Origin of the sequence: Bacillus sp. 3255, from assembly GCF_031456485.1 — a bacterium.
In the GTDB taxonomy this organism is placed as follows: domain Bacteria; phylum Bacillota; class Bacilli; order Paenibacillales; family NBRC-103111; genus Paenibacillus_E.
The window spans coordinates 79,136-101,710 of the sequence record NZ_JAVDUS010000028.1; the positions used below are offsets into that span (position 1 = coordinate 79,136).

General features: G+C 53.1%; 20 protein-coding genes. 16 read left to right on the forward strand and 4 right to left on the reverse strand.

Annotated features, from left to right (window positions below; translation table 11 throughout):
* The first annotated feature begins 57 nt into the window (after positions 1–57).
* The 7 genes from J2X61_RS32625 (at position 58) to ppdK (ending at position 10,578) form a co-directional block, all read left to right on the forward strand.
* Complete coding sequence (locus J2X61_RS32625) at positions 58–1,368, forward strand: ABC transporter substrate-binding protein (protein WP_310194235.1); 1,311 nt, start codon at positions 58–60, stop codon at positions 1,366–1,368.
* A gap of 68 nt (positions 1,369–1,436) precedes the next feature.
* Entirely contained in the window at positions 1,437–2,318 is an 882-nt protein-coding gene (locus J2X61_RS32630) for a carbohydrate ABC transporter permease (RefSeq protein ID WP_310194239.1), read from the forward strand.
* A gap of 2 nt (positions 2,319–2,320) precedes the next feature.
* The gene (locus tag J2X61_RS32635; protein WP_310194242.1) at positions 2,321–3,217 is read left to right on the forward strand and encodes a carbohydrate ABC transporter permease; all 897 of its coding nucleotides are present in this window, start codon (positions 2,321–2,323) and stop codon (positions 3,215–3,217) included.
* A gap of 30 nt (positions 3,218–3,247) precedes the next feature.
* A complete protein-coding gene (locus J2X61_RS32640; protein WP_310194245.1) occupies positions 3,248–4,933 on the forward strand; it encodes a response regulator transcription factor in 1,686 nt (561 codons plus the stop codon).
* A gap of 1,732 nt (positions 4,934–6,665) precedes the next feature.
* Positions 6,666–7,718: a type I glyceraldehyde-3-phosphate dehydrogenase gene (gene gap / locus J2X61_RS32645; protein ID WP_310194248.1), complete on the forward strand. Its 1,053-nt coding sequence runs from the start codon at positions 6,666–6,668 to the stop codon at positions 7,716–7,718.
* On the forward strand, positions 7,697–7,864 hold the full coding sequence (locus tag J2X61_RS32650; protein WP_310194251.1) for a GapA-binding peptide SR1P: 168 nt from the start codon (positions 7,697–7,699) through the stop codon (positions 7,862–7,864). The genes gap and J2X61_RS32650 overlap by 22 nt, the downstream gene beginning before the upstream one ends.
* On the forward strand, positions 7,864–10,578 hold the full coding sequence (gene ppdK, locus J2X61_RS32655; RefSeq protein WP_310194255.1) for a pyruvate, phosphate dikinase: 2,715 nt from the start codon (positions 7,864–7,866) through the stop codon (positions 10,576–10,578). The genes J2X61_RS32650 and ppdK overlap by 1 nt, the downstream gene beginning before the upstream one ends.
* 50 nt (positions 10,579–10,628) lie before the next feature.
* Here ppdK and J2X61_RS32660 read toward each other — a convergent pair whose 3' ends face one another.
* On the reverse strand, positions 10,629–11,096 hold the full coding sequence (locus J2X61_RS32660) for a hypothetical protein (RefSeq protein ID WP_274467770.1): 468 nt from the start codon (positions 11,094–11,096) through the stop codon (positions 10,629–10,631).
* A 207-nt stretch (positions 11,097–11,303) separates the two neighbouring features.
* On the opposite strand from J2X61_RS32660, the gene rfbG reads away from it, so the two are divergent.
* Genes rfbG through J2X61_RS32685 form a run of 5 tightly spaced genes read left to right on the forward strand, consistent with a single transcriptional unit; the run spans position 11,304 to position 15,781 of the window.
* Complete coding sequence (rfbG, locus tag J2X61_RS32665; protein ID WP_310194259.1) at positions 11,304–12,413, forward strand: CDP-glucose 4,6-dehydratase; 1,110 nt, start codon at positions 11,304–11,306, stop codon at positions 12,411–12,413.
* On the forward strand, positions 12,410–12,961 hold the full coding sequence (gene rfbC, locus J2X61_RS32670) for a dTDP-4-dehydrorhamnose 3,5-epimerase (RefSeq protein WP_310194262.1): 552 nt from the start codon (positions 12,410–12,412) through the stop codon (positions 12,959–12,961). Before rfbG ends, rfbC begins: the two co-directional genes overlap by 4 nt.
* Positions 12,958–13,947, forward strand: coding sequence for a glycosyltransferase family 2 protein (locus J2X61_RS32675; RefSeq protein WP_274467773.1), 990 nt, complete (start codon positions 12,958–12,960; stop codon positions 13,945–13,947). The genes rfbC and J2X61_RS32675 overlap by 4 nt, the downstream gene beginning before the upstream one ends.
* 8 nt (positions 13,948–13,955) lie before the next feature.
* Positions 13,956–14,648, forward strand: a complete 693-nt coding sequence (locus tag J2X61_RS32680; protein WP_310194265.1) for a GNAT family N-acetyltransferase — start codon at positions 13,956–13,958, stop codon at positions 14,646–14,648.
* A gap of 2 nt (positions 14,649–14,650) precedes the next feature.
* Complete coding sequence (locus J2X61_RS32685; RefSeq protein ID WP_274467775.1) at positions 14,651–15,781, forward strand: DegT/DnrJ/EryC1/StrS family aminotransferase; 1,131 nt, start codon at positions 14,651–14,653, stop codon at positions 15,779–15,781.
* A gap of 162 nt (positions 15,782–15,943) precedes the next feature.
* Here J2X61_RS32685 and J2X61_RS32690 read toward each other — a convergent pair whose 3' ends face one another.
* Together J2X61_RS32690 and rfbF are read right to left on the reverse strand one after the other, a co-directional pair.
* Entirely contained in the window at positions 15,944–16,921 is a 978-nt protein-coding gene (locus J2X61_RS32690; RefSeq protein ID WP_310194268.1) for a glycosyltransferase family 2 protein, read from the reverse strand.
* 45 nt (positions 16,922–16,966) lie between these two features.
* A complete protein-coding gene (gene rfbF, locus J2X61_RS32695; RefSeq protein ID WP_274467777.1) occupies positions 16,967–17,737 on the reverse strand; it encodes a glucose-1-phosphate cytidylyltransferase in 771 nt (256 codons plus the stop codon).
* Positions 17,738–17,964: 227 nt separating this feature from the next.
* On the opposite strand from rfbF, the gene J2X61_RS32700 reads away from it, so the two are divergent.
* The gene (locus tag J2X61_RS32700; protein ID WP_274467778.1) at positions 17,965–18,183 is read left to right on the forward strand and encodes a hypothetical protein; all 219 of its coding nucleotides are present in this window, start codon (positions 17,965–17,967) and stop codon (positions 18,181–18,183) included.
* Between the two features lie 48 nt (positions 18,184–18,231).
* On the opposite strand, the gene pdxR is transcribed toward J2X61_RS32700, so the two are convergent.
* The gene (gene pdxR, locus J2X61_RS32705) at positions 18,232–19,671 is read right to left on the reverse strand and encodes a MocR-like pyridoxine biosynthesis transcription factor PdxR (protein ID WP_310194272.1); all 1,440 of its coding nucleotides are present in this window, start codon (positions 19,669–19,671) and stop codon (positions 18,232–18,234) included.
* Between the two features lie 200 nt (positions 19,672–19,871).
* On the opposite strand from pdxR, the gene J2X61_RS32710 reads away from it, so the two are divergent.
* From J2X61_RS32710 to J2X61_RS32720, 3 genes are read left to right on the forward strand one after another with little or no spacing between them, the layout of a single operon-like run.
* Positions 19,872–20,543, forward strand: a complete 672-nt coding sequence (locus J2X61_RS32710) for a GntR family transcriptional regulator (protein WP_310194275.1) — start codon at positions 19,872–19,874, stop codon at positions 20,541–20,543.
* Between the two features lie 21 nt (positions 20,544–20,564).
* Positions 20,565–21,647, forward strand: coding sequence for a mannonate dehydratase (gene uxuA, locus J2X61_RS32715; protein WP_310194278.1), 1,083 nt, complete (start codon positions 20,565–20,567; stop codon positions 21,645–21,647).
* 1 nt (position 21,648) lies between these two features.
* The gene (locus J2X61_RS32720; RefSeq protein ID WP_274467781.1) at positions 21,649–22,503 is read left to right on the forward strand and encodes an SDR family oxidoreductase; all 855 of its coding nucleotides are present in this window, start codon (positions 21,649–21,651) and stop codon (positions 22,501–22,503) included.
* Positions 22,504–22,575: the final 72 nt, after the last annotated feature.

The following is a 22,575-nucleotide window of genomic DNA, read 5'->3' on the forward strand; positions in this document are numbered from 1 at the left end:
ATTGCAGGTATGATGAGATCAGAGCTTCAAAGAAACAAACAATGGAGGGGTAACGAAATGGGGAAAAGAAAACTTGTTCACACAGCGCTAGTAGGCGGAATGGTTATGTTGAGCCTGCTTACAGGCTGCGCCAAGGAACCGGCAGCACCTGCGGCGAAGCCGGCGGATGGTCAGGCGGCATCGTCACCTGCGGCGAAACCGGCTAATCCGGTGAAGCTGAAGCTGGCCATGTGGGATGCCAAGGGCGATCTGACGTTCTGGCAAGAGAAGGTGAAAGAGTACACCAAAGTGAAGCCGAATGTCACCATAGAAGTGGAGAAGGTGCCTGATAACGGCGGGCAGTATCTCAAGGTTCGCTTGGCGGCTAACGACCTGCCGGACCTCTTTTATTTAAAGCCGACGCATTTGCAGGTATACAAACAATCGTTGCTGCCTCTGGATGATCTGAACGGAGCGAAGAATAACAAGTTTCCGGCCAAAATCGACGGCAAAATATTGGGAGCCCCGCTCGTCTCGTTCTCCGAATTCGTTTATTTCCGGCCGAGCGTGTTCCAGGAATTGAATCTGGAAGTGCCGAAGACGCTGCCGGAGTTCATGACAGTGATGGAGAAAATTAAAAGCAGCGGCAAATACACTCCGATCGCGATTGGCGGCAAAGAAGACTGGACGTTCTACCCGTTCATGGAGTTCGGACCGCATATTTTATCCGGCGATGAGAATTACTTGGGGAATTTGGCCAAAACGCCTGAACCGTTCGGGGAAGGCAGTACGTTCGATAAGGTAGGCAAAATGATCAAGGAGATGTCGAGCAAAAAATTGGCGGGACCCGATGCGCTGTCGATTTCTTTCGATCAATCCACACAGCTGTTTGAGTCCAAGAAGGCGGCCATGCTCGCAGCCGGTCAGTGGTATTATCCCGATTACGTCAATCGCTTGAAAACGGACGAAGATTTGGGCGCGTTCCCGCTGCCTTTGCGCAGCACGGAAAGCGAGCCGCTGACGGCCATGACCTTGTCCGACATGAATGTCGGCATTAACAAGAACAGCAAAAACGTAGAAGAAGCGAAAGCATTCTTCGAATGGATGTTCAGCAAGGATGTGTATCCTTCGTATATTAAAATGGCCCAGCAGTTTTCTACCGTAAATGGCGTAGACTCGGAGATCCCTTTCTTTAAGAAGTGGACGGAGAAGTATCCTTTCAAACCGTTCGTTTATAACGCGACGGATGAGGCCTTCGCCAAGGTGAGCGGTGCCGCTCAATTCGATTTCAAGAAAGCCGCTCAGGAAATTTATGCAGGCAAGCCGCTCGAGACGTTAGAGAAGGACCTCAACAATAAGTGGAAGAAAGCCGTCGAATCGAACAAATAAGATTGAATAGAGGGCACGAACCAAGCGTTGAGTGGTAAAGTGCCCTTTCCTTACACAGGAGTGATCGCATGAATTATCGTCTACAGCAGAAAATCGTCATCGTGACCTTTTTGTTTGTTCCCGTTTCACTTTTGCTGCTGTTTCTTATCTATCCGACGCTGCAGCTATTCCGGTACAGCTTCACCAGCTGGGATGGCTACAGCCCCGGATTCAAGTACATCGGCTTTGACAACTACGTAAGAATGCTTTTCGATTTCCCCGATGCGTGGCATGCGATCGGTAATAACGCCACCTATTTCATCCTGCACGCGGTAGCGATTCCCGTCGAGTTGATGATGGCCGTGCTGCTGAACAGAGTGCTGCGGGGGAGCGCGTTCTTCCGCTTCTCCGTGCTGATGCCGTATATTATTAACGGGATTGCCGTGGCCTACATGTTCAGCTATATCTACAACCCCATTAATGGTCCGTTGAATGAGCTGTTAAAAAGCGCCGGGCTGGAGTCCTGGATCCAGAGCTGGCTCAGCGATTCGAACGTCGTGAATTATTCCTTGGTGGCCGTTTCATTATGGCGCTATAGCGGCGTTCATGTCGTTCTGTTTCTAGCCGGGCTGCAATCGATTCCGAAAGATTTGTACGAAGCGGCCGAAATCGACGGAGCAAGCTTCTGGCAGCAGCAGCGGTATGTCACGCTGCCGGGTATTCGCCGGGTCGTCGAAATCATCTTGTTCATGAACGTATCCGGCGCCCTTTTGCAGTACGATATTCCGCTTGTGATGACGAACGGAGGCCCGGGTAGTGCCAGCAGTACCTTCGGCTTATTTTCGCTGCAAACGGCATTCACCTACAACAATTACGGCTTGGCTTCGGCTATGGCGGTTATGCTTCTATTCATGATTATCATGTTCTCAGCGCTGCAAGCCTGGATCGTGAAAGACAGGAGTGAGTCTTGAACATGGAACCTACGCAAATACTGAAGCCATTATACAAGCGGGCTTTGACAGGGCGGCCCCGATCGAGAAGCGCGCAGCGGCTGCTTGGTTTGGCCGTCTACTACGGGCTGTTTGCGCTAATGACGGTGATCATTTTCGTACCGATTCTGCTTGTCGTTTTCGGCTCGTTCAAGACCAATATGGAGCTTGCCGAATCGTCGCCGTTCTCGCTGCCGAAGAGCTTCCTGCATGTCGATAATTACTTGAGCGCGCTGAAAGAAGGCAATATGGTGCGTGGGCTCGGCAACTCGATGCTGCTCGTTATTTTAAGTATGCTCGGCAATATGCTTCTGGGCACGATGACCGCCTACGTGCTGAATCGCTTCCAGTTCCGCATGAGAAAAGCGATCCTCATGATGTTCATGGCCGCCATGATCATTCCGGCGTACACGACCGAGATCGCCCGCTTTCAGCTTATTCATGCGCTAGGCGTCTACGATACGTTGGGCGCACCGCTGCTGATCTACATCGGAACCGATATTATGCAAATCTACATCTATATGCAGTTTCTCGAGAAGATTTCCGTCCAGCTCGACGAGAGTGCGATGCTGGATGGCGCTTCTTACTTCCGGATCTTCGGTTCCATCATTTTTCCGCTGCTGCTGCCGGCAACCGCTACACTGGCCATCCTGAAAAGTGTTACAATAATGAATGATATTTTCGTTCAACAGTTGTATATGCCAAGCGCGAAGCTGGCGACACTCGCGACCTCTTTGACGGCCTTCGTCAGCACGCGCAGCTCGGATTTAGCACAGCTTTGCGCGGGGATCATGATCGTATTGCTGCCGAGTGCGGTCTTTTACATCGTGTTACAGCGTTATATTTTCAAGGGGCTTATGGATGGTGCGGTCAAAGGGTGAAGAGGCAAGAAGTCAATCTGGCGATGGGGGATGAATCGGTTGCTGAAGATGATGATCGTCGATGATGAACCGCTTGTTCGCCTTGCTCTGCAGCATATGATCGACTGGAGGAGTATGGGAATCGTCGTCGAAGCTGAAGCCGGCGATGGTGCGGAAGCACTGGATATTGTGACACAGCGTGGAGATATCGATATGCTGCTGCTCGATATCGAGATGCCGAAGATGAGCGGGATTGAGCTGCTGCGGACTCTCCAGGGTGGTAATGCGAAGAAGCCTGTCACTATTATGTTAAGTGCATATAGCGATTACAGTTATGTTAGGGAAGCTTTCTTGCTGGGTGCGATCGATTTCATCGTGAAGGCCGATATGGATGAGGAGCATCTGGTTCCCGTCGTTCTGAAGGCGGTCGGTGAGCTTCAGAAACAAGCGCCGGCCGGGAAGCCTGCAGCGGCTGATTCGGCAGAGGATGACTCCGATGGGTCGGGCGAGCTCCTGCAGCAGCTTATAACGGTCGATCCGCAGCAGCAGCAGGCGGCTTATGCAGCGGCAGGTGCGGGCATCGTTGAACGGCTAGGCGAGTCGAATCAGCTGGCAGCCGTCATTTCAATTTCACAGGGCACGGGCACGGTGGAATCGAAGCGGGATCGCGGCATTGACGATGTGAAAACGCAGCGTTTTATTATGCAATCCATACGAACGGTTCTGGATTCGATGTCGATTCGCCACTTGATTCACCGGACGGGCAAGGTCGAGTATGTCCTCTTCTGTACACTGGCTCAATTCCGCAGTGAAAGCGTCATTCGTGAAAAGGTGCAGTCCGCCTTTGCGATGATTCAAACAAGGCTGAACCAATATGTGAACGTATCCATTTCGATCGGGGTCAGCGAGTTGGCTAGCGGTGTGAAGCATTGGTACCGCCTCCACCAGCAAGCGGCCAATCTGGCGTCGCTGCGTTATTTTGCCGGGTGGAACAAAGTGTTTTACCCCGAAAGTGCGATGGATCAGGGACGTCATATCGTCCCGGCTGGGAGCGAGCACGCACGCTCGCTGCAGTTGGCGCTCAAAGCGGTAGGCGCCGGGATTGCGCAGCTTTTGGAGCAGGACAATGCGGAGCTGTGGCAGAAAGAATTTGAACGCATGCAGGGGATGCTGGGGCAAACGTGGGGGTGGAGACCACAAGAGGTCCAATCGGCCCTGGAGAATTTGCTTTGGGAGCTGGGAGGCCTGCTCCACCGGGCGGGTATCCGCTGGGAAGAGCTGGAAGAAGGTCTTCAGCATCCTTATGAATATTTGAAAAGTCTGGAGACGCTGGAGGAAGCCGTGACCTGGCTGTTTCGTTTGTGCCGGACGATATTCGGACGCCTGCACGGCAACCTCAAGGATGAAGCGAGGTACAGCAGCGCCGTACAGACGGCGAAGCAGTTTCTCGATCTTCATTATATGGAGGACGTGAATCTTGCTTTGATCAGCGAGATGGTCGGTGTTAGCGAAAGCTATTTCAGCAAGCAATTCACCAAAGAGGTCGGATGCAATTTCATCCACTACCTAACGAACTTGCGCATTGAAGAATCCAAGCGGTTAATGAAGCGCAAAGGTTATAAAATTACCGACATTGCCGAAACGGTCGGTTATTTAAATGTGGAACACTTCAGCCGGATGTTTAAGAAGATGACGGGATATAGTCCTAAGCTGTACCGGGAAAAACTGCTGAAATGAGCAAGAGTGGGAATAGCGCGAGTGTATCTTCATCGAGGATACGCTTTTTTCGTTTATCGCGGTGGGGAGGGGAGTGAAGGGAAGTGATCCCCGTCCCGGCAGATGTCCCGGGCCCCAGTGGTAAGCGAGCATAACCACACTATCGTGCCTTTGAGCACTATCCCGATGGCTCATGAAACGGCAGAGGGAGCTACTTTACCCCATCCCGGCAGCTGGCCAAGCCCCAGCCGTAAGTGAGCATATCCACACTGTTGCGCATTTAAGCACTATCCCTATGGCTCATGATGCGGCCGAGGGAGCTACTTTACCCCGTCTTGGCAGCTGTCCCGGGCCCCAGCCGCAGGCGAGCATAATCACATTATCGTGCCTTTGAGCACTATCCCATTGGATCATGAAGCGGAAGAGAGAGCTACTTTACCCCGTCCCGGCAGCTGCTAAGCCCCAGCCGTAAGGGAGCATATCCACACTATTGCGCCTTTAAGCACTATCCCTTTGGCTCATGATGCGGCCGTGGGAGCTACTTTACCCCATCCCAGCAGCTGGCCAAGCCCCAGCCGTAAGTGAGCATATCCACACTGTTGCGCATTTGAGTACTATCCCTTTGGCTCATGAAGCGGAAGAGAGAGCTACATTACCCCGTCCCGGCAGCTGCTAAGCCCCAGCCGTTAGCGAGCATATCCACACTACTGAGTCTTTGAGCACTATCCCTTTGTCTCATGAAACAGCCCAACGCTGCACATTTAGGTTTACGGTTAAACAAGCTGACTAGTTTTTGGGAGAGGAGTCCACCCGAGCGAGTGTTTTTTTGTGGTTGAAGTTTAGTCTGCTGCTGAGTCGGAAATATAGTGCGCTATTAGCCCGGAAAACAGAGTATTTGGTCAAATTGGGGAAATAGGATTCGCTATTTCACCGGAAATAGGCGAAAAGAAGCAAGATCTATCGAGTTAAGGTCATATATTTCCCTTTCTCTCGTAGAAATCACTATTTTGAGTGAAATAACGAATCGTATTTCCCAATGTGGAGGGAGAGGTGTTCGGTGGGTGGTAGCGTGTTCCCGAGGTATGCGCGGAGTAGCAGTGATGGGCGGCAGATAGTGAATTGGCAGTAGCAGGTAGTGAAGAAGCAGCAATGGTTCCTAGCAGTAGCAGGTTATGAAGAAGCAGCAATAGTTCCTGGGGTAGCAGGTAGTGAAGAAGCAGCAATGGTTCCTAGCAGTAGCAGGAAGTGAAGAAGCAGCAATGGTTCCTGGCAGCAGCAGGTAGTGAAGAAGCAGCAATGGTTCCTAGCAGCAGCAGGTAGTGAAGAAGCAGCAATGGTTCCTAGCAGTAGCAGGTAGTGAAGAAGCAGCAATGGTTCCTAGCAGCAGCAGGAAGTGAAGAAGCAGCAATGGTTCCTAGCAGTAGCAGGTAGTGAAGAAGCAGCAATGGTTCTTGGCAGCAGCAGGTAGTGAAGAAGCAGCAATGGTTCTTGGCAGTAGCAGGTAGTGAAGAAGTAACAATGCGTCCTGGAAGAAACTGGTGGTAAGGAAGCGGCGCGTTTCCAGATATCGGAAGGAACGTGGGGGTGAGCACAGCGGATTCTGATTCACCAATTATTATATATGACGTCATATATAATCAATAATCAGGAAATCAGCACGAAAATGCCCGTTTTTAACGATTTAATCAAATATATATTGTGCATTAAATACATATATGATACATTTATGTCATACTAAATGAGGGTTAGGGGGATGGAGATGCGAGTTGCATTAAGCGGCACGGGAAGAATCGGCAGACTCTTCCTAAGGAAAGCGCTGAGCCACCGACAGGAGTTCGATGTTGCAGTCATTAACACAACATGCCCTGTGCAGGTATTAGCGCATTTGTTGAAATACGATTCCGTTCACGGCACATGGGATGCGGCGATAGAAGTCGTCCATGACCAGGCCATCCGGATCAACGGGCAGCTGCTTTCCGTTTGTTCCCAGCGGGAGCCGGACCTGCTTCCCTGGAAGGACCACGGTGTCGAGCTGGTCGTCGATGCGACCGGCAAGTTCAATCACCGGCATGGCGCCGAGCGCCATCTGTTCGCAGGCGCGAAGAAAGTGCTGTTGACGGCGCCCGGTACCGATGTGGATTTCACGATGGTCATGGGCGTCAACGAAGGGCAGTATGATGCGAGGTCGCATCATTTGGTGTCCGCAGCCTCCTGTACGACGAACTGCTTGGCACCCATTTTGCATATTCTGGATCAAGCTTTTCACGTCCAATCGGGATGGATGACAACGGTGCATGCGTTTACGAATGATCAGAACCATTTGGACAATCCGCACAAAGATTTGCGGCGTGCCCGAGCATGCACGAATGCGATTATTCCGACGTCGACCGGTGCCGGTCAAGCGCTGACCGATGTGCTGCCCCATCTGGCAGACCGTATTCAGGGCCTCGCCGTACGCGTTCCGACGCAGGACGTTTCACTGCTGGATCTGCAAGTCGTTGCAGGCCGAGCCGTGACAACGGAGGAAGTCAAGCGCGCGATTCAGCAGGCGATCGCAGACGGAATGGACGCTTATGTGGCGTATAATGAACTGCCGCTCGTTTCGGCGGATTATATCGGTAATGAGAATTCAGCCATTATAGACGGTCTTACATTAATGACAAGAGATGATCAAATCAAACTGCTGGCCTGGTATGACAACGAATGGGGTTACACCTCCCGGGTCATCGACGCAGCAGCCCATATCTCACGTGCAGAACGCACGCATACAAAGGAGGGAACAGCATGTCTGATACAATCTGTGTAACCTTGACGGCTGTAAAGCCGAATGAGCTTGGCTTGGTGATTTGCAAATCCTGCAATGAGGTCATCGCAACGATGCCTACAGATGGCTATAAGAAATTTTATGTGCTGTGCAAAGCATGCCAAGATCCGAACAAGGAGGCCAGCTAATGACAACGCAGAACCAAGTGGTTCCATTTCAAGAGGGGCATGCCGCAATGAAAGCTTTGTTGGGTGGAAAAGGGGCTAATCTCGCGGAGATGACGCGCGCCGGACTTCCCGTTCCGCCGGGATTTACGATTACGACAGCGGCATGTCTGGATTTCTTCCGCAGAGGCAGCCGGCTCTCGGATGAGCTGCTGGAGGAAGTGGAACAGTCTCTTCATGCCTTGGAGCAGCAGAGAGGCCAAACCTTCGGCGACAGCGCGAACCCGCTGCTTGTATCCGTTCGTTCCGGATCGGTATCGTCCATGCCGGGGATGATGGACACGATTCTGAATCTGGGCCTGAACGATAAGACGGTGCAAGGATTGGCAGCGCTTACGAACAACGAAAGGTTCGCTTACGACTGCTACAGACGGCTGATTCAGATGTTTGGGAGCGTCGTGCTGGGGATAGACTCCGGCTGCTTCGAACGAGAACTGCATCGGTTGAAGGAAAGGGAGGGAGCCGGCTCCGACCAGGATGTAACGGCTGGCGGTTGGAAGGAGCTGGTCCAAGCATATCAAGCTTGCACCATGAACCGAACGGGCCGTCCTTTTCCGCAGAACGTCTATGAGCAGCTGCGCATGGCGATTGAGGCCGTCTTCAAGTCTTGGAACAATCCGCGAGCGCACATTTACCGCCGCATGCACCGGATCCCGGACGATCAGGGAACGGCCGTCAATGTGCAGAGCATGGTGTTCGGCAATATGGGCCCGAACTGCGGAACGGGGGTGGTTTTTACGCGGAATCCGTCTACCGGAGAGAATGCTTTTTTTGGCGAATATTTAATCAACGCGCAAGGCGAGGATGTCGTCGCAGGCATCCGGACGCCGCTCGCCATCGCATCGCTGGAGCACGAGATGCCTGAGATTTATGCGCAGCTGACAGGAGCAGCCAAGCAGCTGGAGAAGCATTACAAGGATATGCAGGACATTGAATTTACCGTTGAAAATAACAGGCTGTATTTGTTGCAAACGCGAAACGGCAAGCGCAACGCGCAAGCCGCCCTGAGAATTGCCGTCGATCTGGTCCAAGAGGGTGTGTTGACGAAGGCGGAGGCCGTAGGCCGGATCGAAGTGCTGCATCTGGATCAGCTGCTTCATCGAGGGCTGGATGAGGAGGCCATTCAGCAGCAGAAGCAGCAGCAGAAGCTGAATCTGAAGGAGCTTGCCCAAGGACTTCCGGCGTCGCCGGGCGCCGCAGTCGGGCAGGTCGTGTTTGACGCCGATACGGCCGAAGCCTGGAATCGCGCCGGCCGGCAGGTCATTCTCGCCAGAATCGAAACGACGCCTGAAGATATTCACGGCGTTATCGCATCGGAAGGCGTGCTGACCGGCCGGGGTGGAATGACGAGCCATGCCGCTGTCGTGGCCCGAGGAATGGGCAAGCCTTGCGTTTGCGGCTGCGAGGAGATCCGGATTGTGCCGGATGAGAAGCGCATGATCGCAGGAAGCGAAACCGTGGAGGAGGGGGACTGGATCACCCTCGACGGCGCCACAGGCCGGGTGATTCTAGGCGCTGTGCCGCTGCATGAAGCGAAGATGACCGACGAGCTGCTCGTCATGCTGGGCTGGGCGGATGAGATTCGTACGCTGAAGGTGTTCGCGAATGCGGATAATCCGCAGGATGCGGCGCTTGCCCGGCAGCTTGGCGCGGAGGGGATCGGCTTGTGCCGGACCGAGCATATGTTTTTCTCGCCTGCGCGTCTGCCGGCCGTCCAGCGCATGATCCTTGCGGACAACCGGGATGAGCGCTTGAAGGCGCTGGACCAATTGCTGCCTATGCAGCAGTCGGATTTCGCAGATATGTTCGAGGCGATGAACGGACTTCCGGTCACGATCCGGTTGCTGGATCCGCCTTTGCATGAATTTCTGCCCAGTCTCGATGAGCTGCAGAAACGGTATGCCCAGCTGACCTATGATCGCGATAGTTCCGTGAAAGAAAAAGAGGAGGTCGCGCAGCTGCTGGGCAAAGTGCAGGCGCTGCACGAGGCGAACCCGATGCTGGGACAGCGGGGCTGCAGGCTAGGCATCGTGTATCCGGAAATATACGATATGCAGCTGGAGGCGATTTTCCGTGCTGTGTCCGGCTGCATGGATAAGGGCGTCCGGGTGCTGCCGGAAATCATGATCCCGCTTGTCGGCCATGCGAGCGAGCTGCGAATTGTCAGAGAGCTTGCGGACTTCGTTGCCCGGCAGGTATTGGGACCCGACAAGCTGCGGGAATGTGCCTACAAGGTCGGGACGATGATCGAAGTGCCGCGAGCCGCGCTTACGGCGCACCAGATTGCTGCACATGCCGATTTCTTCTCCTTCGGCACCAACGATTTGACACAGATGACGTTCGGCTACAGCCGTGACGATGCGGAAGGCAAGTTCCTCACGCATTATGTCAATCAGAAGCTGCTGCCGCACAATCCGTTTCAAGTGCTGGACGTCGAGGGAGTGGGGCAATTAATCGACCTTGCCGTTCGTACAGGGCGGTCCGTGAAGCGATCCCTCAAAACAGGCATCTGCGGAGAGCATGGCGGGGACAGGGAATCGATTCTGTTCTGCCACCGGATCGGACTGGATTATGTAAGCTGTTCGCCTTACCGGATACCGCTCGCACGGATCGCCGCCGCACAAGCATTCCTCCTGTATGGCGTGCCCGGAGCAAACGAAGCGGCTCAAGCGATATAAATAAACATAAAAAAGGTTGGTCAGGGAATCCTGACCAACCTTTTTTGGCATTAGTTAATGACTTTCAATCTTCTCAACAAAGCGACGATGGATTCTTGGTTCAGGGAACCAAGCTGCGCTGTAAGGAAAGCTTCGATTTGCTGGAGCAGGGCACGAATGGCTGGCAGGTTGGCAGTGATGTTTTCGGGTGTCGGATTTGCTGCGATTTGTGTAACTAGTTGTTGAACAGTTTGCAAAAGCCCGGAAAGTGTACCGTCCGTAAGAAAGTTTTGACCTAGTAAGCCGCTAACTTGGTTCAGAACGTTTTGCACTTCAGTCCAAGTGTTGTCTCCAAGGTTTAGTTTGCCGATTTCGGCTTGAATGCGACTAACCAATTCGGAGTCCGTACCGGACAGCTGCTCATCCATAGTAGCTTGAAGTTGACCAAGGCGCTGCAAAACATTGCCGACCGGTCCTTCAGTCACTCCTCCTGGGAGTTGTTTGAGCATCTCTTCAAGTTTTTGTAAAAGTTGACCCACTTGCAATCCCTCCTCTCTAGTAAACATCTTATGAGCGATCCAGAGGTTTTGCTTGTATGCTAGTCTATTAATTTTTTAGAAGAATAGATGGCTGCCGCTGACGGATTTGAGAGATGAAACATACGATATTCTGATATGAAAAACTTGATAGAATCTATAAATCTATCTGTTCGTATCCATTTTTTTGGAAAGGGGGGGGGTTACGCGATGTCAAATAGCCAAATTCGGATCAATCCCGATTTCTGGAGAGGCAAGAACGTTCTGGTCACAGGGCACACAGGCTTTAAAGGAACCTGGTTGAGCTTATGGCTGCACAGTATGGGAGCGAAAGTGACGGGGTATGCTTTGGAGCCGCCTACAGATCCAAGTCTGTATAAGCTTTGCAGGATGGATAAAATTGTTACTTCTTATATCGCGGATATTCGGGATTTGAGCGCTTTGCAGGCAGCCATTCAGGAATCGGCTCCCGATATTGTATTTCATTTGGCGGCCCAGCCGCTGGTCCGAGCTTCGTATTTGAATCCTGTCGAAACGTATGAAATAAACACGATAGGAACAGCTCATGTGCTGGAGGCCGTACGCCGGGCTTCGGCCGAAGGGGCTCCGGTGCAAGCCGTCATTCATGTGTCGACGGATAAATGCTATGCGCCGCTTGCCGAAGAGCGGGGATATATGGAGACGGACATGCTGGGGGGCGCGGATCCGTATTCGAACAGCAAAGCTTGCGCCGAGTTGATCGTTGCCAGCTATCGTCAAGCCTGCCGGCATGCGGCTGGCTCTTCAGGCAGGCAGGTACTCCTTGCGTCCGTAAGGGCGGGCAATGTGATCGGCGGCGGAGATTGGGCCGCAGACCGGCTTATCCCGGATACGTTCCGGGCGATTCTGCGGGGGGAACCGGTTAAGCTGAGATACCCGCAAGCGATACGGCCTTGGCAGTATGTGCTTGAACCGCTGCATGGCTACTTGCTTGTCGCGCAGCAATTGTTTGAAGACAGCGGCAAGGCGCAGGCGTGGAACTTCGGACCGAACGATAGCGACACGGTTTCCGTGGAGCAAGTCGTGAAGGATTTGTGTGCCAAATGGGGAGACGAGGCGTCTTACCTCATCGATCAAGCGGAGCATCCCCATGAAGCTCATGTCTTGCGGCTCGATTGCAGCAAGTCCCGCCAATTGCTGGGATGGTCCCCGCGCTGGAATTTGGATACGGCCGTTACCAAGTCGATTGAATGGATGAAGGCTTACATGCTTGGAGAAGATTGCAGAGACATATGTAACAGGCAAATCTTGGAGTATGTGGAGGGGGAGGGAAACGCATGATCATTCAGCCGGGGAAGCTGCAAGGCATTTATGACATCACGATGTCTCCGAATCAAGATCATCGCGGTTATTTTGCCCGTTTATACGATCAGGAGATCATGTCGGCGCATGGTCTTCACCGCAACTGGGTGCAGGAGAACCGCTCCTATTCCATAAGAAAAGGTACGATACGGGGGCTGCATTTCCAATTCGCGCCGCACGCCGAAACGAAGCTCATCTGGGTCAGCCGTGGCGTGATACTCGATGTTTTCGTCGATGTCAGGTTAGGTTCGCCAACCTTTGGCTGCTATGACAGCAGGCTGTTATCCGAGAACAGCGGCCAACTGGTTTACATTTCGCCGGGATTTGCTCATGGCTTCTGTACGTTGGTTGACAACTGCGAGGTTGTCTACAAGGTCGACAATGTCTATTCGCCTGCGCATGAAGGGGGAATTGCGTGGAACGACCCGTCCCTGAACATTCCTTGGCCCGTCGAACTGCCGATTATGTCGGAGAAAGACCGGAAGCTTCCAACACTTGAACAATTGAAGAAGGAGAGATTGAGATGAATCCACTCGTAAGTATTCTAATACCTACGTATAATAGGCCGGATTATTTTGAGCAAGCGCTCAAGAGCGCGCTCGCCCAGACGTACCCGAACATCGAAGTGGTCGTGAGCGACAACAGCGAGACGAATGCCACCGAGCTGGTGGTCCAAAAGTATCAGGCGATGCCGGGCGGCAGCCGAATCCGGTACGTCCGCAACGCACAAAATATCGGACCGATCGCCAACCAGCAGCAAGCGCTGAATATGGCTTATGGCGAGTTCGTTAACTATTTGATGGACGACGATTTGTTTCACCCGCAAAAGATCGAGAAAATGATGGCGTATATGCTGCAATACCCGGATGTGACGCTCGTCACCTCGCAAAGACGGGTGGTCAATTCCAAGGGCAACCAGCTCTATGTGCCGCCGATCGGGACGTTCAAGCTGCTTTATCCCAAAGATACGGTTGTGGACGGCCGGATTTTGACCAAAAGGCTGCTTGAAGATAAAACCAACTATTTGGGCGAGCCCACAACGGTCCTGTTCCGCAGAAAAGATCTCGTTGAACCATTCGGTATGCTCTTGGGCAGACAGGTTTATTTTGCGGTAGACTTGGCATCTTGGCTGAATCTGCTGGATAGAGGAAGAGGTGTCTACATGGTTCAACCGTTAAGCTATCTGCGCTATCATTCCCAGCAGCTGTCACAGCATGAAATGGCCAAAACGGTTGCCAAAATGGATGTTGAAACGTTCAAAAATTTTGCCGTTCAGAAAGGATACGCGACGCCGCAGATGATCAAAGATTTCGAGAAGCAGCAAGAGAAGAAAAATGAACAGCCGAAGCAGCAAAAGTCGAATCAGAAGACGATCCAGTTGATCGATCAGAAATTGCTTCAGGATACGGTACAAAAAACTTTCATAAAACTGGTCTCGAATGTAAAGCCGAGCGTGATTCCAATCCCCTATGTGAAACAGAACGGGAAAAAGAAAAAGAAAAAGAAAGGATGATTAAGCCTGTGAAAGCGATTCTTAAGGAATACAAACAGGCACAGGGCGAGCAAGTCTCGTCCTATTGTCTGCCTATTATCGTAGATGGCAAGGTTCTGGGCCGGCTCCGGCCGTTAACGGCAGAATCGATTGAGAATCAGGAGGAAATCAAAGCGCTTATGGAATGGCGTGAAGCTGCAGGCAGCTGGTTTGTCACGCAGTTCCCGGCAACGGAGGAAGGGACGAAAGCTTGGGCCAAACATCAGATTCTGGATGCCGATGACCGGATTTTATTCATTTTGGAGGATGAGGAGCAGACGCCGATCGGGCAGATCGGGTTGATGCATTACGATGAAGTGGCCAATACCTGCGAATACGACAATTTGCTGCGCGGCCGCAAAGGCAAATACGGCAACATCGTGCTGCATGCGCTGCTTACCTTGGGCGGTTGGAGTCTGCGCGAGCTCGGTATCCGCAAAGGATATTTGAATGTGCTGTCGGACAATGTCCGGGCGATTCATCTTTATGAAACGTTAGGCGCCGTCGAGGTCAAGCGGGTACCGCTGCGCAAAGAGGTGCAGGGCGAATTCGTCCGCTGGATTCCCGCCGAGGGACAGCTTGAAGGGGAGCCCGAACGGGAAATGGTTACGATGGTCGTGACCCGGGAGGCGTTCATCCGCAGATTCGGCGGCATGGTTGAGATGGGTTCGGGGGAGGGATAATCATGGAAATCAGACTGTTTAAACCGTCCGTCGGCAGCGAAGAAATGGCCAGCATGGGGGAGGTGTTCGACAAAGCCTGGCTCGGACTCGGTCCCCGCGTAGGCGAGTTCGAGAAGAAATGGAGCGATTACATTGGCAGCGCCGAATCGGTTGGGGTGAACTCTTGTACGGCCGCGCTGCACTTGGCGTTGTCCGCTTTCAAATTCCCGCCAGGGAAGAAAGTGCTCGTTCCTGTCGTGACGTTCGCTGCGACGGCGATGGCCGTTCTCTACAATGGACTCGTACCGGTCTTCGTGGATGTGGACGAACGAACCTTCGGCCTTTCCTTGGAAGATCTGGAACGCAAATACGATGCGGACTGCGTGGCCGTCATTCCCGTGCACTTCATGGGGCATCCCGTGCCAATGGATGTCCTGGTCCCTTGGGCCAAGGCACGCGGCTTGAAAGTCATTGAGGATACGGCACACTCGGCCGGCGGGAAGTATAGGGGCAAGTCGCTCGGGACATGGGGCGATATCGGCTGCTTCAGCTTTGAGGAGAAGAAATGCATGACGACCGGTGACGGGGGGATGATCTCCTCGAACGATCCGGAGCTGCTGCGGCCGCTGCGGCACTCGCGCTGGGTCGGCATCAATAAGGATACATGGGAGCGCTATGAGCAAAATGCTTCTTACCATGCCGATGCAAACTCTTGGTATTATGAGATTTCGGATGTCGGCTATAAATACAACATGAACGATCTGATGGCTTCCATCGGCCTCGTACAGCTCGGGAAGCTCGATAAAATGAACCGCCGGAGGGAAGCCATCATCGGTCAATATGTCGCCGGTCTTGCCGGCTCCAACCATGTCCGTCCGGCGATACCCTACCGGCTGCAGGATTCCTCTTACTGGGGATTCGTCGTGCGGGTGAAAGATCGCGAGCGGTTTATTCTGCATATGAAGAGCAAAGGCATTGCTACGGGCGTGCACTATATGCCGCTGACGATGCATCCGCTCTTCGCTTCTTATGCGGCGGAAACGCCGGTCGCTCAAACGCTGTGGCGTGAGCTCGTGACGCTGCCGCTGTTCCCGGACTTGACGGACGAAGAAGTCGCGTATGTGCTTGAGAGTGTTCATGCCTATACGCCGTAAGGCATAGATAGACCGTCCCTTTGCTGCGGACGGTCTTTTTGGTTGAACGGCCTGTCCGGCCGCAGAACGAACCCGGAGGCTGCCCTTGCCGCGCACAGCGGCAGCAAACATAAAAAACAGCGGCACCACCGCTGTTAAATTCGCCGAAGGCGGCCCTCAAGCTCAGCCCTTCTCCAGCCGCTCGGCCAACCGCTTCAAGTCCTTCGCCTGCGCGGACAGCTTCTTCATCTTCCCGCATACGCTCGCAAGCCGGCGCACTCTGAGCAGAAGCTCTTTCGCGTACTGGCCGTTGGTAGCTTCGTTCCACTGGGGGAACTGCTTCAGCATGGTTTTGGATAGTCTGTTCACCAGTTCGGCGAAAGCTTTCGGGTCATCGAATATGCCGTTCTGCTGGGCTATGAGCGTGGCGTCGATCCAGTCGCATTTGCGCCCCATACGGGACAGCAGCGTCTTGGTCAACTGCTCCGGATGCTTTCTGAACGAGCTTAGCGGCTGCTGCAGCATCACCGCGTTTTTGCTGCTGAGCAGCGCGATCCATGTCGCGACATCCACATTATTGTAAGCCTGGCGGCCGCCATAAGACCCGAAGGGCTCCGTAAGGTCAGCTTTGCGGAAAAGTCCCGTCGTCGGCTCGCCGATGTAGTTTTTCGTATCGGTAAGCATGCGTTTGATGAGCGACCGTCCTGGGATGACAGGCTTTCTTGAGCCGGCCAATGAGTAGAGGCTATCGGAGGAGATACTGACCGGCAGCCCGGAGCCGTCAATAATTTGCCTGCGGGAGAAGACGAGCCCGACCTTGGGGTCGGAGACGAGATAAGGAACCATCAGCTCAAGCTTTCGGGGATGAAACAAGTCGTCATCCATAAGATAGTTGACATACTCCCCGGTTGCGAGCTGGAAACATCTCTGCTGATTAGCGATAGGACCGATGTTCGCTGCATTTCGTATATACCTGATGGCGGAGCCACGCGGTGACGAGAGGTGCGATTTCACCACTCGCTCCGTCGCGTCGTCCTCACTGTTATCGCAAATGATAATTTCAATACGAGGGTATGTCTGGCTGAGAGCACTGCGGAGTGCTTGTTCCAGATAGAGAGGCCGGCGGTAAGTGGGTATTAAAATGCTGACAAGTGGTATCATCGGACTTCTCCTTTCATCACCGTATGGAGCCCGCGACGCTGCGGTTTACCAAATTTTCCAGGGAGCTTGCCCCGACTCCCAGAGCTGCTGCAAATACTGCTGATCCCGCAAGGTGTCCATGGCGTACCAGAAATCGGTATGCTTGTAAGCATGCAATTGTCCGTTCACGGCCAGCTGCTCAAGAGGCTCTTTTTCAAAGTGAGTGGCATCCCCTTTGATATAATCGAAAACTTCCGGCTGCAGGACGAAGAAACCGCCGTTAATCCATCTGCCGTCGCCTTTCGGCTTCTCCAGGAACTTCACAACTTCATCTCCGCTTCCGAAGGTAAGACCGCCGAATCTGGCCGTAGGCTGAACGGCCGTGAGGGTTGCGAGTTTGCCATGAGCTTGGTGGAATGTCAGAAGTTCCGGCAAATGAACGTTCGTCAGCCCATCCCCGTAGGTCAAGAGGAAGGGCTCATCCCCGATATATTTCTGAATACGCTTTACGCGGCCCCCGGTCATGGATGCATCGCCCGTATGAACGAGCTTAATTTTCCAAGGCTCTGTCGGGTGGGACAGATAGGAAGCAGTGTTTGTTGTCAGGTCAATCTCCATATCGGACTCTTGCAGGGTGTAATTGGCAAAATAATCTTTAATGACGTGCCCTTTATATCCTAGGCATATAATAAACTCATTGAACCCGTAAAATGAGTAAAATTTCATAATATGCCACAGAATAGGTCGATCGCCAATGAGAATCATAGGTTTAGGCTTGGAGTGAGTTTCTTCCCGGAATCTGGTGCCGAATCCGCCAGCCAAAATAACAACTTTCATTCTCATTCTCCCCTCTATGGTTCTAAAACTAGTATTACAGTATTATATGTAAATCTCTTCCTATTGACAGAGACAACTATAAATAGATTCATAATCGGGCAGCCGGACATGTGGAGCGGGAAAGTGGATGGTATAAAATTCGCGGAAGTGGAGGATGAATCTCAGACTGTTTTTGGCTATAATAACAACAGAAGAACTTTCAATAAAACCAAAGTGGGGTAATCACAATGGATATGTATATCTACTATTCGATCTTTTCGATTATATTGCTGGCTGGTTTAGTAACCACATTCATGGTTGGCTTCTCTCGTAAGAACCGGGAAGGCGATACGACGTATTTTCAAAAAACCGGGGTCAAATGGGTGCGGCTTACATCCTTCTATGTCGTTTCGATCGCAGCGGGGCTGTTAGCTCTGCTAGCTTATATCCGATATTTGCTTCATTAAAAAAAGACCGTATCTTTGCAGCTCTCAGGCAAAGATACGGTTATTTTTTTATTTCATATGCTGTTGCAGCGCTTCGCTAAGTTGTGTAAGTCCGACACGCATGTCCGCGAGCGGCGGTCTGGCGAAGCTGATCCGCATGAATCCGTGATCGGAGCCGTACACGCTGCCCGGAACGAAAAGCACGCCGCGCTTGATCGCTTCGTCCAACAATTTGAAATCGTCGACTTGGCCATTGATTTTGCACCACAGATTCAGTCCGCCTTGCGGCTCGCTGAAGGTGACGGAGCTGCCCGCGGCTGCGCGCAATTCCTTCATTAGGGTATCGCGCTTCTCCAGCAGACTGTGGCGCAACAGCTGAATTTGGCGCTCGCAATGCCCTCCGGCGATGAAGTGACTGGCGACCCATTGCGGGATGCGGCTCAAGCCGAAATCCATCTGCTGCCGCGCATCCGTTAACCGGCTGACGACCGCTTGAGGCGCGATTAACCAGCCGATGCGCAGGCCGGATGCGGCTATTTTGGAGAGGGATCCGATGTACAGGACGTTGCCTGTCGTATCCAGCGACTTCAAGGTCGGGGGCGGATCGCCGTGAAAGCCCGTCAAGGTGAAAGGGTCATCCTCGACAATAGGAATCCCCAAATCGGCTGCGATTTGCAGCAGTCGAATTTTGCGTTCCAGCGGCATGACGCTGCCGGTCGGATTCTGAAAGTTCGGATTCAGGAATAACATGCGAATCCGATGCTGCCGGTGCAGCGCCACGATATCGTCGGGATTCATGCCCATCTCATCGACGGGAAGCCGGACCAACCGCAGTCCAGCGGATTGGAACATCGGCAAGGAGTAGCAGTAGGACGGATCCTCGATGGCGACCGTATCCCCAGGGCTAAGCAAGCACTGAGTGATCAGGTACAAGGATTGCTGCGAGCCGGATGTGATGAGAATCGAGGATTCCATACTGCGAATGTCAAGCTGCTTCTCCAGATAGGGCACCAAAGCTTCTCTGAGCGGGGCATATCCCTGCGGGTCGTCGTAGCCGAGATCCTCCTCGAACGGCTGCTCGCGCATCAGCGCACGCACGATGTCGTTCGGAAACAGATCGGGCGCCAATTCGCCGCTGGCAAAATCGATCATATCTCCGGGCGCTTTGCGCAGCTCTTCGCGGATGCGGCGAATGAACGGCAGATTCGGCAGGAAGGTGCCGCCTTCCACATAAGTCCGCCAGTTCGGAGTTTGCTTCGGCGTAATCCCCCACTTATGGCGGGTTACTCGGGTCCCGCTGCCTTTGGCGCGCTCAATCAGGCCGGATGCGAGCAGTTCGTCATATGCGAGAATGACGGTACTGCGATTAACGCCAAGGGCATCCGCCAATTTCCGTTCGGAGGGGAGTAAGCTTCCGGGCGGGAATTCACCGAAGGCGATCCGGCGTTCCATATAATCAGCGATTTGCTGGTAAATAGGCTTCTTAACAGTTCGGTCTGGCTTCCACATAACGGTGTCAACACCTTCATTATCAGTATTGCCTGGATTTAAAAAATATTGCAGAACCAGTATATCATCTTGCTCAGGCGAGGGGAGAGGCATGCTCATACCGGAATGTTTCAATTTCATGAACATAGGCCTCTTTTCGACTGCCATACTTGTATGGTAGTATGGTAGTAACAGATAAAACAAGGAGGTGAATCTCACCGTTGATCATAAAACCGACGACCAGTACGACTCGTGATGCCGTGTACCAAGCTCTTAAGGAGCAGATTCTGATGCTCGATTTGCCGCCCGGCACCGGGATTTCGGAGAAAGAAATCTCCGTGCAATTCGGTGTGAGCCGGACGCCGGTGCGTGAAAGCTTCGTGCAATTGTCGCAGGAAGGCCTGCTCGACATTTATCCGCAGCGCGGCACGTTCGTCTCGCTGATCGATCTCGAGCTCGTGGAAGAAGCGCGCTTCATTCGCGAGCAGCTGGAGCGGGCGGTAATCTCGCTCGCATGCGAAAGCTTCCCGGAGGCACCGCTGGCGCAGCTTCGCTCGAATTTGTCCCATCAGCAAGTATCCATGAAGGAGAAAGATTTCAAGATGATGTTCGAGCTCGACGAGGCGTTTCACCGAACGATCTTCGAAGGGTGCAGGAAGCTGAACACGTGGGCCGTGATTCAGCAGGTGAACGTTCATCTGAACCGGACGCGGATGCTCAGGCTGGCTGCGGACCACCAGTGGGACGAGCTGTATGAACAGCATCGGTTGATGGTAGAGGCGATTGCAGGCAAGCAGGCTGAGAAGGCTGAGCTCCTGATGAGCGCGCATCTGCACCTCACGATTGCCGATCAAACGGTACTCCAAGAGAAGTTCCAAGCGTATTTCAAATAGCAGAAGGAGGCGGCATAAGCGATGAAAATGGTTTTTCGCTGGTTTGGCGAAGGCAACGACACGGTCACACTGCAGCAGATCAAGCAAATCCCCGGCGTGGAGGGCATTGTCTGGGCGCTGCACGACGTTCCGGCCGGCGAGGAATGGCCGATGGACAAAATTATGAAGGTGAAGGAAGCCGCTGATGCGGCGGGGCTTCATATGAAAGTCGTGGAGAGCGTCAATATTCACGAGGATATTAAGCTGGGGCTGCCAAGCCGCGATATTTACATTGACAACTACAAGAAGACGATTGCCAAATTGGCGGAAGTCGGCGTCAAAGTCATTTGCTATAATTTCATGCCTGTCTTCGATTGGGTACGGACCGATCTGCATAAAGAGCTGGAAGATGGATCGACGGCTTTGTTCTATGAGAAAGAAAAGGTGGCGCACCTCAATCTGGACGAGCAGGTGAAGCGGATCAACGCCAACCCGAACTTCACGATGCCAGGCTGGGAGCCGGAACGCTTGGCGCATCTGACGGAATTGTTCGAAGCCTATCAAGGGATTACGGAAGAGCAGTTGTTCGAGAACGCCAAATATTTTCTGGAAGCCATCATCCCCTATGCCGAGAAATACGATATCCGCATGGCCATTCATCCGGATGATCCGCCTTGGCCGATTTTCGGCTTGCCGCGAATCATTACCGGTCAGGATCATATTCGCCGTTTCCTTAGTCTCGTCGACAGCCCGTACAACGGCCTCACCATGTGCAGCGGCTCGCTCGGGGCGAATCCGGCCAATGATATCGTCTCCATCGTGCACGAATTCGCCGACCGGATCCCGTTCGCGCATATCCGCAACGTACGGGTGTATGAGAACGGCGATTTCATCGAAACGTCTCATCGCACAACGGACGGTACGGTTGATATCGCCGGCATCGTGAAGGCGCTTCATGAGAACGGATACGAAGGATTTTGCCGACCGGATCACGGCAGACATATTTGGGACGAGCAGTGCAGACCGGGCTACGGCTTGTACGACCGGGCGCTAGGCATTATGTATTTATGGGGATTATGGGATGCGAACCGCAGACAATTACAAGATGAAAGGGTGGTCGGCTAAGATGCTGAACTTGACGCAATTTCCGGCTTTGCAAGGCAAAGTTGTCGTGATTACTGGAGGAGCGGGCGTGCTATGCCGCGTGATGGCGCTTGAATTGGCGCGCCAGGGCGGACGAATTGCGATTCTCAACCGGTCCGTGGAGAAAGGTCAAGAGGTCGTGGCTGAAATTGCCGCAGCGGGCGGCGAAGCGATTGCCGTTTCCTGCGACGTGACGGACGAGGCGAGCGTCAAGCAAGCGGCGGAGGCGGTGCTGGGGCAGCTCGGACCGTGCGATATTCTGATCAACGGAGCAGGGGGCAATCATCCGAGCGCGAACACGACGAATGAGACGTTCAAGCTGGAGGATTTGACGAATCCGGACGTTCAATCTTTCTATGATCTCAGCGTCACAGGCTTCCGCAATGTGCTGGATTTGAACTTCGTCGGCACATTGATTCCGACACAAATTTTCACAAGACAGATGATCGGCCGAGAGCATGCGACAGTGATCAATATTTCCTCTATGAGCGCGCCTTCGCCGATGACGAAGGTTCCGGCTTACAGCGCTGCGAAGGCTGCTATCGACAATTTCACGCAGTGGCTGGCCGTGCATATGGCGGAGAGCGGCATCCGCGTGAATGCGATCGCGCCGGGCTTCTTCTTGACGAAGCAGAACGAGAAGCTGCTGCTGAAGGAAGACGGCTCGCTTACCGAGCGCTCGCATAAGATCATCACCCATACGCCGATGCGCAGATTCGGCAAGCCGGAGGATCTGCTCGGCACGCTGCTGTGGCTGACCGATCCGAACATGTCCGGTTTCGTCACCGGCGCGACGATTCCGGTGGATGGCGGATTTATGGCTTATTCCGGCGTATAAGCCCTTCAGAGACTGTTCCAACGCAGAAGTTAGCGCGTTTGGATAGTCTCTTTTTCATCAGAGAGGCTGTGA

Excerpts from the sequence above, each read along its gene's own strand:
- J2X61_RS32640 (WP_310194245.1), top strand. The coding sequence starts at position 3,248 with ATGAATCGGTTGCTGAAGATGATGATCGTCGATGATGAACCGCTTGTT.
- J2X61_RS32635 (WP_310194242.1), top strand. The coding sequence starts at position 2,321 with ATGGAACCTACGCAAATACTGAAGCCATTATACAAGCGGGCTTTGACA.
- gap (WP_310194248.1), top strand. The coding sequence starts at position 6,666 with ATGGAGATGCGAGTTGCATTAAGCGGCACGGGAAGAATCGGCAGACTC.
- J2X61_RS32630 (WP_310194239.1), top strand. The coding sequence starts at position 1,437 with ATGAATTATCGTCTACAGCAGAAAATCGTCATCGTGACCTTTTTGTTT.
- pdxR (WP_310194272.1), bottom strand. The coding sequence starts at position 19,671 with ATGTGGAAGCCAGACCGAACTGTTAAGAAGCCTATTTACCAGCAAATC.
- rfbF (WP_274467777.1), bottom strand. The coding sequence starts at position 17,737 with ATGAAAGTTGTTATTTTGGCTGGCGGATTCGGCACCAGATTCCGGGAA.
- J2X61_RS32720 (WP_274467781.1), top strand. The coding sequence starts at position 21,649 with ATGCTGAACTTGACGCAATTTCCGGCTTTGCAAGGCAAAGTTGTCGTG.
- J2X61_RS32690 (WP_310194268.1), bottom strand. The coding sequence starts at position 16,921 with ATGATACCACTTGTCAGCATTTTAATACCCACTTACCGCCGGCCTCTC.
- J2X61_RS32625 (WP_310194235.1), top strand. The coding sequence starts at position 58 with ATGGGGAAAAGAAAACTTGTTCACACAGCGCTAGTAGGCGGAATGGTT.
- J2X61_RS32700 (WP_274467778.1), top strand. The coding sequence starts at position 17,965 with ATGGATATGTATATCTACTATTCGATCTTTTCGATTATATTGCTGGCT.
- J2X61_RS32685 (WP_274467775.1), top strand. The coding sequence starts at position 14,651 with ATGGAAATCAGACTGTTTAAACCGTCCGTCGGCAGCGAAGAAATGGCC.
- rfbC (WP_310194262.1), top strand. The coding sequence starts at position 12,410 with ATGATCATTCAGCCGGGGAAGCTGCAAGGCATTTATGACATCACGATG.
- ppdK (WP_310194255.1), top strand. The coding sequence starts at position 7,864 with ATGACAACGCAGAACCAAGTGGTTCCATTTCAAGAGGGGCATGCCGCA.
- rfbG (WP_310194259.1), top strand. The coding sequence starts at position 11,304 with ATGTCAAATAGCCAAATTCGGATCAATCCCGATTTCTGGAGAGGCAAG.
- uxuA (WP_310194278.1), top strand. The coding sequence starts at position 20,565 with ATGAAAATGGTTTTTCGCTGGTTTGGCGAAGGCAACGACACGGTCACA.
- J2X61_RS32650 (WP_310194251.1), top strand. The coding sequence starts at position 7,697 with ATGTCTGATACAATCTGTGTAACCTTGACGGCTGTAAAGCCGAATGAG.
- J2X61_RS32675 (WP_274467773.1), top strand. The coding sequence starts at position 12,958 with ATGAATCCACTCGTAAGTATTCTAATACCTACGTATAATAGGCCGGAT.